Origin of the sequence: Pedobacter agri (genome assembly GCF_032678665.1) — a bacterium.
GTDB lineage: Bacteria > Bacteroidota > Bacteroidia > Sphingobacteriales > Sphingobacteriaceae > Pedobacter > Pedobacter agri_A.
In genome coordinates, this window is the sequence record NZ_JAVTSH010000001.1 from 446,339 (window position 1) to 458,916 (window position 12,578).

At 37.1% G+C, this 12,578-nt stretch carries 13 protein-coding genes and 1 tRNA gene; 8 read left to right on the forward strand and 6 right to left on the reverse strand.

Annotated elements, in window-relative coordinates:
- Positions 1-34: 34 nt before the first annotated feature.
- The 3 genes from nadD to R2Q70_RS02010 all read right to left on the reverse strand — a co-directional run bounded on the left by nadD (position 35) and on the right by R2Q70_RS02010 (position 2,239).
- Entirely contained in the window at positions 35-607 is a 573-nt protein-coding gene (gene nadD / locus R2Q70_RS02000; RefSeq protein ID WP_116169054.1) for a nicotinate (nicotinamide) nucleotide adenylyltransferase, read from the reverse strand.
- Between the two features lie 129 nt (positions 608-736).
- Complete coding sequence (gene gmk / locus R2Q70_RS02005; RefSeq protein WP_010599626.1) at positions 737-1,306, reverse strand: guanylate kinase; 570 nt, start codon at positions 1,304-1,306, stop codon at positions 737-739.
- 69 nt (positions 1,307-1,375) lie between these two features.
- A complete protein-coding gene (locus R2Q70_RS02010) occupies positions 1,376-2,239 on the reverse strand; it encodes a YicC/YloC family endoribonuclease (protein WP_316806011.1) in 864 nt (287 codons plus the stop codon).
- 163 nt (positions 2,240-2,402) lie between these two features.
- On the opposite strand from R2Q70_RS02010, the gene R2Q70_RS02015 reads away from it, so the two are divergent.
- Together R2Q70_RS02015 and R2Q70_RS02020 are read left to right on the forward strand one after the other, a co-directional pair.
- A complete protein-coding gene (locus R2Q70_RS02015) occupies positions 2,403-3,116 on the forward strand; it encodes a hypothetical protein (protein WP_316806012.1) in 714 nt (237 codons plus the stop codon).
- A 5-nt stretch (positions 3,117-3,121) separates the two neighbouring features.
- Positions 3,122-3,832: a hypothetical protein gene (locus R2Q70_RS02020; RefSeq protein WP_316806013.1), complete on the forward strand. Its 711-nt coding sequence runs from the start codon at positions 3,122-3,124 to the stop codon at positions 3,830-3,832.
- 122 nt (positions 3,833-3,954) lie between these two features.
- On the opposite strand, the gene rnc is transcribed toward R2Q70_RS02020, so the two are convergent.
- From rnc to R2Q70_RS02035, 3 genes are all read right to left on the reverse strand, one after another.
- Positions 3,955-4,683, reverse strand: a complete 729-nt coding sequence (gene rnc, locus R2Q70_RS02025) for a ribonuclease III (protein WP_010599622.1) — start codon at positions 4,681-4,683, stop codon at positions 3,955-3,957.
- A gap of 93 nt (positions 4,684-4,776) precedes the next feature.
- Positions 4,777-6,030 (reverse strand): beta-ketoacyl-ACP synthase II, encoded by a 1,254-nt coding sequence (gene fabF, locus R2Q70_RS02030; RefSeq protein ID WP_010599621.1) that lies wholly within the window; start codon positions 6,028-6,030, stop codon positions 4,777-4,779.
- 21 nt (positions 6,031-6,051) lie between these two features.
- Positions 6,052-6,288, reverse strand: coding sequence for an acyl carrier protein (locus tag R2Q70_RS02035; protein ID WP_008508386.1), 237 nt, complete (start codon positions 6,286-6,288; stop codon positions 6,052-6,054).
- A 158-nt stretch (positions 6,289-6,446) separates the two neighbouring features.
- On the opposite strand from R2Q70_RS02035, the gene R2Q70_RS02040 reads away from it, so the two are divergent.
- From R2Q70_RS02040 to R2Q70_RS02065, 6 genes are all read left to right on the forward strand, one after another.
- A complete protein-coding gene (locus R2Q70_RS02040) occupies positions 6,447-6,866 on the forward strand; it encodes an IPExxxVDY family protein (protein WP_010599620.1) in 420 nt (139 codons plus the stop codon).
- Positions 6,867-7,017: 151 nt separating this feature from the next.
- Positions 7,018-8,448: a pyruvate kinase gene (gene pyk / locus R2Q70_RS02045; protein WP_116169050.1), complete on the forward strand. Its 1,431-nt coding sequence runs from the start codon at positions 7,018-7,020 to the stop codon at positions 8,446-8,448.
- A gap of 87 nt (positions 8,449-8,535) precedes the next feature.
- Positions 8,536-8,620: transfer RNA gene (locus R2Q70_RS02050), tRNA-Ser, on the forward strand.
- Positions 8,621-8,769: 149 nt separating this feature from the next.
- Positions 8,770-10,914 carry a S9 family peptidase gene (locus R2Q70_RS02055; RefSeq protein WP_316806014.1) on the forward strand — a complete coding sequence of 715 codons (2,145 nt, stop codon included), beginning with the start codon at positions 8,770-8,772 and terminating at the stop codon, positions 10,912-10,914.
- Between the two features lie 112 nt (positions 10,915-11,026).
- Positions 11,027-11,782, forward strand: a complete 756-nt coding sequence (locus R2Q70_RS02060; RefSeq protein WP_316806015.1) for a hypothetical protein — start codon at positions 11,027-11,029, stop codon at positions 11,780-11,782.
- A gap of 32 nt (positions 11,783-11,814) precedes the next feature.
- Complete coding sequence (locus tag R2Q70_RS02065) at positions 11,815-12,492, forward strand: NAD-dependent epimerase/dehydratase family protein (protein WP_316806016.1); 678 nt, start codon at positions 11,815-11,817, stop codon at positions 12,490-12,492.
- Positions 12,493-12,578: the final 86 nt, after the last annotated feature.

Genomic DNA, 12,578 nt, shown 5'->3' on the forward strand with positions numbered 1-12,578 from the left:
TTCCAATCTAAATTCTTAAATCTAAAATCGTAAATCATTTGTACATACCCTTGCTGTCGATAAAATCAATTACCTTATCCGGCAAAAAGAATTGTACATTTTTTCCTTCTTTAACTGCTTTTCTAATAAAAGTTGAAGAAATTTCCATCAAAGGCGTATCTGTAAAAGTTATCGCCGGATGGTTTTGCCACTCGCTCACATCTGCTCCGGGCCGTGGATAAACGTAAATTTGATAATTCTTGAGAAGTACCTCATAGTTTTTCCATTTCTTAAACGATACCAGATTATCTGCTCCCATAATCAGAACAAACTCTTTGGTAGGGTAACGTTCATGAAGATGTGTTAACGTATCAATAGTGTAAGATGGTTGAGGCAATGAAAATTCAATGTCACTCACTTTTATATTCTCCGTTTTTTCGGTAGCAAGGGTTGCCATTTCCAGGCGGTCGTACATGTTTGATAAACCACCTTTATCTTTTAAAGGATTATGAGGTGATACCACTAACCAAACTTCATCAAGGCCAGTATGGTTTGCCATATAGTTGGCAATAATCAAATGCCCGGTATGTATGGGATTATAAGAGCCGAAGAATAGACCAGTTTTCAATTTACAGTTTTCAGTTTAAACCAAATTCGTCATTGCGAGGCACGAAGCAATCTTACTCAAAATTTCAAATAGAGATCGTCAAATGAGATTGCTTCGTGCCTCGCAATGACGACCTGCAACTACAAACTGCTAACGCTGTAAAAAGCTTCTCACCAACTCCTCTGCCTCAGCGCAGGCTGTAGCCAAATCATAGTTTTTAAGAACTACATCGAATTTATCAGCGTAGGTTAACTCCTTTTCTGCCTTAACAAAACGTTCCTGCAATTTTTCAGGGCTATCAGTTCCCCTGCCGCTTAAACGTTCTTTTAAAACCGCTAACGATGGTGGCTGAACAAAAATAGCCAGTGCATCTTCTTCATATTTTCTTTTTAAACGAAGGCCGCCTTCTACATCGATATCAAAAATTACATGTTTATCATCATTCCAGATGCGCTCAATTTCAGAACGTAAGGTACCGTAAAAGGTTCCGTTATAAACTTCCTCAAATTCCACAAATTCCTGGCGGGCAACTTTGTGAAGAAATTCTTCCTTACTAATAAAATAATAATCGTTTTCGTGAGTTTCTGCACCCCTTGATTCGCGTGTGGTTGCTGAAATCGAAAAGCTCAATTCAGGAAACTTAGCTAATAAGTGGTGTACAATAGTTGTTTTACCTGCTCCCGATGGTGCTGAAAATATGATTAATTTGCCTTGTTTCATTCTGTTTAGCATAAAGAGAAAAGCAGAAAGCCCAAAGTTTTGATCTTTGAACTATAAGCTTTAAGCTTTCTATAATACGTTTAATAACTGTTCTTTAATTTTTTCTAACTCCTCTTTCATGCCAACAACATATTGTTGCATTTGTGCATCGTTCGCCTTCGCACCCATTGTATTAATTTCTCTTCCGATTTCTTGCGAAATGAAACCCATTTTTTTACCGTTTGCTTCTTTACTTGCTAAGGTTTGCAAAAAATAGTCACAATGACTTTTTAAACGTGTTTTTTCTTCTGTAATATCAATTTTATCAATGTAGTAGATCAATTCTTGTTCGAAACGGTTCTGGTCGATATTAACCTTGCCTACCGCATCTTCTAAAAATTGCGAGAATTTATCGCGGATTGCTGCGATTCTTTTAGGTTCCAGCTCCTCAACTGATTTGAAGTAAGAGAGAATATTTTTGATTCTCAATTCTAAATCGGCTTTTAAAACCGCACCTTCATCTTCTCTAAAACTGTTAAAATTTGCCAGGGCCTGAGTAAATATCTGATATAAATGATTCCATTCATCCTCACTCACGCTTTCCTCTTTATAAGAAATTACTTCAGGAAAAGTTAAAGCCGTTTGAAGTAGGTTAGTACTATTTGCCCCTAATTCCGAATTTACTGAAACCAGTTGATTGTAATAATGAGTTAACAACGCAGTATTAATGGTTGCCCCAGTAACTTCTCCACTCGATCGCTCTACGTTTATACTCAAACTCACTTTCCCGCGTTCGATATCTTTGCTACAAACGTTGCGTAGAATTAATTCTTTATCAGAAAACGCTTTAGGATATTTTAAATTCAGCTCAAGAAATTTGCTGTTGAGTGATTTGATTTCGACACTGTACTTTGCATTCGCATAATCGGCTGTTGCTAAGCCGTATCCTGTCATGGATTTTATCATGCGCAAAGATAGAAAAATTAGTTTAGAGTTTGTAGACGAGGTTTGTGCTTATATCAGAACCTGTACCTTCGATGATTGCATGCTACCATTAACGTTTATTTAACAAATTAAAGGTTAACAAATGTTAATTTTACAGAAATATTTAACCTAAATGAGGGCATTTTTTCTGTTACTGTTAGTCTCTTTGCTGATGACAATTGGCGGCAGAATTTATGCACAAGATGTTTTAATTAAAGGCGTAATCATAGAGAAAGGTACGAACATTCGGATTGCTTTAGGTGTTATAACCAATAAGCATTCGGGCAAAGCGGTTGGGAGTAATGATTTAGGCTTATTTAACATCAAAGTGAGTTTGGGAGATACCCTATTGATTGAGAAAAGAAACTTCGTTTCCCAGCAAATTGTGGTGAATAGCAATAAAGACATTTTGGTTTATTTAATCAGATCCAGTATTAACCTTGATGAGGTAACAGTAAAGGGGAAAACAAAAATCGAAGACCTACAGGAAATCAGAAGAGAATTTAAGCGCCAGGGATCTTTTTACGAAGGCAAACCACCTTTAGCTTTGCTTAATCCACTAAATGGAAGTCCGCTGACTTTCTTTTATGAACTGTTTGGCAAAACACCTGCTAAAGCACGACGTTTTAAACGGTACTATGATAAAGAATTGCAGTTGATGCAAGTAGATAATTTTTTTAATAAAACCCTGATTAGTAAGCATACGACACTTAAAGGAAAAAACTTAGACAAATTTATGCTTGAATATTCACCTGCAGCTGAAATGGTGAAACATTGGAACAATTACGATGCTGTAAATTATATAAAGTTATCTGCCAAAAAATTTACGGATACTTTGAAAAATTAATACGAATGAAATTTTTAAAACTTGCAATCTTACCGCTAATATTGATACTCATTAACTTCAATTTAAAAGCACAGGACTTTATTGTTAAAGGTGTTGTTTTTGAAAAGGGAGCCAACATCCGCGTAGCGTTGGCAGAAATAACCAATGAACGTACGCAAATTGGCGTAGGCAGTAACGATCTTGGTTTCTTTCAGCTTAAAGCCCGGGTTGGAGATACACTTTTAATTACCAAACGAAACTTAACCGATCAACGAATTGTTGTGCTTGGAACGCAAGACATCCTGATTTATCTGGTTCGCGAAAGCACGATGTTAAATGAAGTGACCATTGTCGGCAACACAAAAAAGCAGGATCTTGAAGATCTAAAGCGAGATTTTAGAAATAAGGGCGTATACAATGGTGGCAAATCATCCTTTCTATCTGCTATTTTTCAGCCCTTAAACGGGCTTTATAATTTGATTGGCAAAGAGCCAAAAAATGCCAGAAGATTTGGAAGATATGCTGATAATGAATTGAAACAATCGCAGATTGATGTGTATTTTAATCAAACCATCATTAAGAACAATACGCAGTTAACTGGCGATACTCTTGAAAGATATATGTTGGATTGCCGCCCAGACTTTGACAAAGCACAATACTGGAATAGTTACGATTACATCAAATACATTAAAGAATCATCAAAAAAATTTACCGATACCTTGGGGAAAGGAAAGTAGTTTTCAGTTGGACGTTTGCAGTTAGGAATTGGTTATTTTCAGTTGGCCAGTTTAAACAAATAGGAGAACTATAATTAAACGATTCGAACAATTAACCCACTTAAACAAATAGGCAATTAACCTCAAATAGAGAGTGCTTCACAGGCCTTTTCGGCAGCCAGTTTCTCTGCATTCTTTTTGTTATAATCTCTACCTGTACCGTGTTTTTCGCCATCAACAATTGCACTGATGGTAAACAGTTTTGCACTTTCACCTTCTCCATTTTGAACGAGCTCGAAGGTAACATCCTTACCATGGCGCTGACACCACTCGATTAATTTGCTTTTAAAATTGGTTTCGGTAAGTTCTAAGGTATGAATATCGATGTGTGGCTTTACAATTCTACGCAATAGAAATTCTTTGGTAAAATTGTATCCCTTATCCATGTAAATCGCACCTACAATGGCTTCAAAAGCATCACCCAACATCGAATTATGCTTGGTTTGGATACTTACAGAACGCTGATCAAATTGGATAAGCTTATCAAATCCAATTTTCTTAGCCAACTGGTTCAGGTTTGCCCTGTTCACAATTTTCGAACGCATTTCAGTCAAAAAGCCTTCCTCTTTGTAAGGATAATGTTTGAAAAGCAATTCTGCTATCACAGAACCCAGAACCGCATCGCCCAAAAACTCTAATCGCTCGTTGCTACTCCTGCTACCGTTTTTTAAAACTTTAGCCACAGAACGGTGTCTGAACGCCATTTTGTATAGCGTCACATTACCAGGTACAAAGCCCAAAATATTCTTCAGCTTCTTAACAAACTCCTTTTCGGGAGAAAGATAAAGTTTATATAATTTTAATATCGGCATTAAATAAATAACACAATTAGCGGCTAATTAGCATATTTAACTAAGTTATCTATTTTTAATTAGCATACAAAATTATATAGCAAAGCTGAGTATTTAATCTTCGTATTTCTTGAAAATTACTGAAGCATTGTGACCACCAAAACCAAAAGTATTACTTAATGCAGCCCTCACTTCGCGTTTTTGAGCTTTGTTAAAAGTAAAATTCAATTTAGGATCAAAGGCAGGATCATCTGTAAAGTGATTAATTGTAGGAGGTACAATATCATTTTGAACAGAAAGAATTGCAGCAATCGCTTCAACAGCACCAGCAGCACCCAATAAGTGGCCAGTCATTGATTTTGTAGAACTGATGTTTAAACGGTAAGCATCTTCACCGAAAAGATCAGCAATGGCTTTGGTTTCGCTAATATCGCCAAGCGGCGTAGAAGTACCATGAACATTGATGTAATCGATATCGGCAGTAGTTAGACCAGCATCTTTTAAGGCGTTAGTCATTACCATTCTGGCACCTAAACCTTCCGGGTGCGGAGCAGTGATGTGATTTGCGTCAGCACTCATTCCACCACCAACAAGTTCTGCATAAATCTTTGCACCCCTTGCTTTTGCGTGTTCAAGTTCTTCCAAAATAATAGTTCCTGCGCCTTCACCAGCTACAAAACCATCACGATCCTTATCAAAAGGACGAGATGCTGTTTGAGGATCATCATTACGTGTAGATAATGCATGCATGGCGTTGAAACCACCCATTCCTGCTTCGTTGATAATGGCTTCAGAACCACCACTGATAATCACGTCAGCCATACCCAAACGGATGTAGTTGAAGGCGTCAATCATTGCATTGGTAGATGAAGCACATGCCGAAACAGTTGCGAAATTTGGCCCACGTAAGCCATATTTGATAGAGATATGCCCTGGAGCGATATCAATAATCATCTTAGGAATAAAAAATGGATTGTATCTTGGCGTACCATCTCCCTTAGCAAAATTCGAAATTTCGTCTAAGAAAGTTTTCAATCCACCTATGCCAGCGCCCCAGATTACTCCGATCCGGTTGGTGTCTAATTTTTCGAAATCAAAACCACCATCCTTTACAGCCTCTTCTGTTGCAACTAAAGCATATTGTACAAACGGATCAAGCTTGCGGGCTTCCTTTTTCTCCAAAAAGTCTTCCGGATTAAAGTTTTTTACCTCGCATGCGAATTTCGTTTTGAACTTTTCAGTATCAAAACCTTTAATAGGAGCAGCGCCACTCACCCCGTTAGTCAATCCTTCCCAAAAATCAGGAACATTATTGCCTATAGGAGTGAGCGCACCCAACCCTGTTACTACTACTCTTTTTAATTCCATTTATACTGAAAAAGCGTAATTCTATTTAACGTTTTTTTCCAAATAAGCGATTGCTTGACCAACTGTACCGATGGTTTCAGCCTGATCGTCAGGAATAGCTACATTGAATTCTTTTTCAAATTCCATAATTAACTCTACGGTATCTAAAGAATCTGCACCTAAATCGTTGGTGAATGAAGCCTCTGGCGTAACTTCGCTTTCGTCAACACCTAGTTTTTCTACGATAATAGCCTTAACTCTTGAAGCAATATCAGACATAATTTTATAATTTAATGGTTAAATAATTCTGTGCAAAGAAAAATAAATTCTTACAATTTTCAAATGTTTTTATTTCGACACCTATTTTTGGTGTCTTAATAACACAGCGAATATAGAATTAGTTTTTTAATTTCGTTCTGTAAATAATTTATTTCGATTTGAACAGAACTTACCTGAAATTAACGTTAGACCTTGATTTTATACTAATTGCGATTACTGCGCCCCTTAAAGACTATGTGCTTTGCCACAAAATTAATACGAGGTTAAATACGCAATTTGAGAAAATTGATGATCACGAAATATTTTTTAACATTGATGAACCTGCCTGGTCTTTCTCGAAATATTACTTTTTTGTAGAGCAAGGAGAGGTTGAATATTACCTGATTAGCAACAGAAGTAGCGATGGATTACTGGTTCCGGAAATGGGAAACGTTGATTTTTTTATTATAATTAAAGAATTTATCGATAAGGAAGATCTTAATTATTTGATAAACGGATTAAACAAACTACCTGATATTCAGGTAGCTGCAAAAATAGACCCTACTAAATTAAAGAGTAAAGAGAATTTGGTAATATAAAAATTATATACTTGGTGTATTAAATACACTATATTTGAGGGTTATAAACAACGAACAAAAAAACAAAATATATAAAATTTAATGCAGTTTAATTACTTTAGATAATTAATTAGCGCTTTCTGAAACTGCATTGCTAAAATCAATTAATTAAATGAAACCTTTTCATTCCAGAACTAAAATTGTAGCCACGCTTGGCCCGGCATCAGCAAAACCAGATGTATTATATAGCATGTTTAACGCAGGTTTGGATGTTTGCCGTCTGAATTTTTCACATGGTTCTCAGGCAGATCATCAGGCAGTTTTAGACACTATCCGCGATTTAAACAAGAAATACGATTACAATGTTGGTATTCTTGCTGATTTACAAGGTCCGAAAATTCGTATCGGATTGGTAAAAGAAGGTGGAATTAACCTGATTAACGGTAAAACTACCATTATTACTACGCAAGAGTGTATTGGTAATGAAGAGCGTATTTATATCACGTATCAAAATTTCCCGCAAGATGTTCAGGCAGGCGAAATCATTCTTTTGGATGATGGTAAACTGCAAATGAAAGTTTTATCAACCAATCTTAAGGATGAAGTGGTTTGCGAGATTGTTCACGGTGGAATTTTAACTTCAAGAAAAGGTGTAAACCTTCCAAATACTAAAGTTTCCATCCCGTCTTTAACGCCAGAAGATCGTGAAAATTTAGAATTTGTTCTTGAAAATGATGTAGAATGGATCGGTTTGTCTTTCGTTCGTAAGGCTGAAGATATTATCGAGCTTAAAAATATTATTGCTGAACGTGGCAAAACAGCCCGTGTAATTGCAAAAATTGAAAAACCAGAAGCCATTGCGAATATTGATGAAATTATCGCTGTAACGGATGGTATTATGGTTGCCCGTGGAGATTTGGGTGTTGAATGTCCGATGGAAGAAGTTCCGTTATTGCAGAAAATGATTGTTGCCAAATGTAGAGCAGCTTCTAAACCTGTTATTGTGGCTACACAAATGTTAGAAAGCATGATTACTACACCTCGCCCTACACGTGCAGAGGTTAATGATGTGGCTAACTCTGTTTTAGATGGCGCTGATGCGGTAATGTTAAGTGGTGAAACTTCAGTTGGAGAATTTCCATTGATCGTGATCGAAACGATGCAAAAAATTATTCAAAACATTGAGCAGAATAACTATCCTTTCAATCCTGATAAATTCCTTAAACCAAAATCACCTTCGTTTTTAAGCGATGCGATTTGTGATTCAGCTTGTTTCTTGGCTAAGCAAACCAATGCAGTTGGTATTGTTTCGATGACATTGAGTGGTTACACAGCTTTTGAAATTTCTAGTCACAGACCAGAGGCTTTAACCTTCATTTTCACTAGCAATAGAGCACTTTTAAATGCAGTAAGTTTACTTTGGGGTGTTAGGGGTTTCTACTATGATAAGTGGGAGAGCACAGACAATACCATTATTGAAGTTAACGAATTCTTAAAAAGCAAGAAACTGGTTAAACAAGGTGATATTTTAATTAATACTGCTGCGATTCCAATTGAAGCTAAAGGTAAAACCAACATGTTAAAAATTACGGTTGTTGATTAATTTCAACAGCTTTAAAATAATAAATGCTTCCAATTCATTTTGGGAGCATTTTTTTTGAATAAAAAATATATTTTTGCAATCCATTCCGGAGAGGTGTCAGAGTGGTCGATCGAGCACGCTTGGAAAGCGTGTGTACTTCACGGTACCGCGGGTTCGAATCCCGCCCTCTCCGCAAAATGCCGTCTTACAAAAGATGGCATTTTTTATTGGCATAATCCTATCTTAAATTTCAGCCTTCATCATTTGTATTATTCTTGCTAAATTAATCTGATCTGCCAAAACAGTATTAATTTTATCCCAAAGATCAACCAACTAACTATTATGAATAAATATTGGCTATTCTTATCAGCCTTTGCGCTTGCTGCTACAGCAAATGCCCAGCAGAAAGTTTTAACTGCGAAAGATTATGAACATGCTGAAAGCTTTATGGCTTACAACACTTCGAAATACATCGATAATGGCAGTGTTTCTCCGAACTGGCTTGAAGGAGATAAATTTTGGTTTACATTGAAAAATGCTACCGGAACTCAAACTTTCTTAGTAGATCCTGAAAAAAAGACCAAAACGATTTCCACTGAATATGGTAGTGGTACTTCTGCACCAACATCACCAAACAGAAGAAGAAGCTCAGGAAGTGAAGTGCTTTCTCCAGATGGCAAAAAGGCAATCTTAATCAAAGATTACAATTTGTACGTAAAAGATGTTGCATCGGGAAAACTTACGCAGTTAACCACAGATGGAATAAAAGATTACGGTTATGCTACTGACAATGCTGGCTGGAAACATAGCGATGCCCCAATCTTACGCTGGTCGCCAGACTCGAAAAAGATTACTACTTTTCAGCAGGATCAACGAAACTCAAAAGATATGTATTTGGTGACCACAAATGTTGGCGCACCAAAATTAGAGGCCTGGAAGTATCCTTTGCCTGGAGATAAATCAATCGCTACCATCAGACGAGTGATCATTGACGTAGAAAATCCAAAAGTGATTTCAATCAATGTTGCGCCTGACCAGCACCGTGGCACCTTGAGTGACGACATTTCGAGCAGCGGAACATTCGACGATATCGATTGGAAAGCAGATGGATCGGAAGTGGCATTTGTATCTACTTCCCGTGATCATAAAAATGAAAAATTCCGTATTGCAAATGCACAAACCGGATCAGTGCGTGAAGTTTTTGAAGAAACTGTTAAAACACAATTCGAATCTGGACAGGGAACCATTAACTGGAGATATTTACCTGCAAGCAAAGAAATCATCTGGTATTCGGAACGCGATAACTGGGGCCATCTTTACCTTTACGATGCTACAACTGGAAAGGTAAAAAATCAAATCACCAAGGGAAATTGGGTAGTTACCCGTTTGCTAAAAGTTGATGAGAAAACCCGCACCATTTATTTCATGGCAAACGGTCAGGATAAATTAAACCCTTACTTTGGTCATTTTTATAAAATAGGTTTCGATGGTAAAAAACTTACAGATCTAACTCCGGAGCCAGGTAACCACATGGTAAGCTTCTCTCCTTCTGAAAAATACTTTATCGATAATTACTCACAACCAAACGTTCCTGCTGTTGTAGCGCTTAGAGATGTAAACGGAAAATTGATTACTGAACTGGCGAAAACTGATGTTTCCAGATTGAGCGCTACAGGATGGAAGGCTCCAACACCTGTTTCGGTAAAAGCAAGCGACGGCAAAACTGATATTTATGGCTTGATCTTCACGCCAAATAAAATGGAAGCCGGCAAAAAATATCCGGTGATCGATTACATTTACCCTGGTCCGCAAGGCGGAAGTATGGGCAGCTGGTTTTTCTCGGCATCACGTGGCGATCATCAGGCTTTGGCTGAACTGGGCTTTATTGTTGTGGTTATTGAGGGATCAAGTAATCCTGGCCGCTCAAAAAGTTTCCATGATATGAACTATGGGAACATGGCCGAAAATACTTTGCCAGATCAAATCACCGCCATTAAACAACTATCAGAAAAATATCCAATTGATACTGCCAAAGTAGGCATTTGGGGTCATTCGGGAGGTGGTTTTGCCACCGCAGCGGCCATGTTCCGTTATCCTGATTTCTTTAAAGTTGGCATTTCCGAATCAGGAAACCACGACAACAGAAATTATGAGGATGATTGGGGCGAACGTTATAATGGATTAGCAGAAAATGTTGATTATGAAGCACAGGCCAATCAAACCTATGCTAAAAACCTAAAAGGAAAATTAATGTTGGTTCATGGAATGATGGACGATAATGTGCCACCATACAATACTTTGCTGGTTGTTGAAGCCTTACAAAAAGCCAATAAATCTTTTGATTTGGTTATTTTTCCGAACAGTGCTCACGGATATGGCGCCTATTCGCCTTATATGATGAGGAGAAGATGGGATTATTTTGTGCAGCATTTGCTGGGTGCAGAACCACCAAAGGATTATAAGATGCAAGGTACAGTTATCAGATAATAAGAAGGGTTTCGATTAAAAGTCGGAACCCTTTTTTCTTTCCCGGGAAGAGAAACGTTAAGCTTTGTTAAACTTTTACGCCATCATTTCATATCAGTTAACTTAGCATAAAATGAGGTATTTATTCATCATTGCGCTAATCATCACATCCAGTCAGTTACTTGCACAACAGCAAATTAACGGGCAGATTTTGGATCAGGTTTCTAAACTGCCGGTAGAGAACGTTGTAATTACGTACGGAAATCAGGTAAACATTACTTCCGCTACGGGGAAATTCTCATTTGCCAGAAATCCTTCGGTGCAGTTAATCAAAATTAAAAAACTTGGCTACGAAGATTTTGATCTCAACCTAAACAATAATTTTAAGGATCTAGTGATATTGTTAAAACCGGCAGCCATCAATTTAGCTGATATTACCATTTATTCTAAGCGTGATTATCTGAAAGACTCCTTACAGATAAGAGCAGATTTCGCAAAGGTTTTCGCCTATAAGGCCCCGACAATTAAAGATATTGTAGTGAAGAAAGGCCTGCGTTACCCAACTTTTGGTTCAAACCTGGTTTCAAATTCCACATCATCTATCTTGAGTTTAGATATATTGAAAACAGTCGGCTTACTTAATAAAAATAAATCGTCTATTTCAAAACTCAAAAAAGTTCAGCTAAAAGATGAAGGAACAAATTATATCAATAACAGGTTTTCTCCTGAAAAAATCAATTCCATTACTAAATTAGCAGAAGATTCACTGCAGCAATTCATCGACAAATATCGACCGACATTACCGGAAATCAGGAAAATGAATGATTACGAAATATTGATGTATGTGAAGAGAAGTTATGTTGAATTTATTAAATCAAACAAAGAGTAACTTTATAAGTTAATAATTTGAAAAGAAAATTTATGGGGAAAACAAGAGCAACTAATCACGTAATTATCACCGGAAGTACCGGGATGGTTGGCGAGGGCGTATTAATCCAGTGTTTGAATAGCCCGGAGATAGATTCGGTTTTAGTGATCAATAGAAAACCTTGCGGTTACACGCATGCAAAACTCAAAGAAATTATTCATCAGGATTTTTTTAATTTTTCATCTATTGAAGATCAGTTGAAAGGATATAATGCTTGTTTCTTTTGCCTTGGAATTTCATCGGTTGGCGTAGATAACGATACCTATTACAGGATGACTTACACCTTAACACTTCATGTTGCAGAAACCTTAAGTAAGCTGAATGATCAGATGACTTTCTGTTATGTTTCTGGAAGTGGAACCAACGAAAATGGCCGGTTAAACTGGCAGAAAGTAAAGGGTAAAACAGAGAATGACATTACGAAATTGCCTTTTGAGCAGGTGTATCATTTCCGTCCGGGATTTATAAAACCAATTCCAGGACAGAAATATGCGCATAAATTCTATAAATATATTAACTGGATATTCCCAATTGGAAGAAGACTTTCTCCAAATGGTTTCTGTACCATGACCGAGTTGGGTGATGCAATGATCAATACCTTAAGTCATAACAACGAACGAAAAATTTTAGAAGGAAAAGACATCATTAATCTGGCAAATGAGCCGTCTTAGGGATGGGAAATGGAGGATGTAAGAGCGAAGAGGGAATGATGTGATGGAGAAAATGTAAGATGGAAAATGTGGAATGGAACACTGGT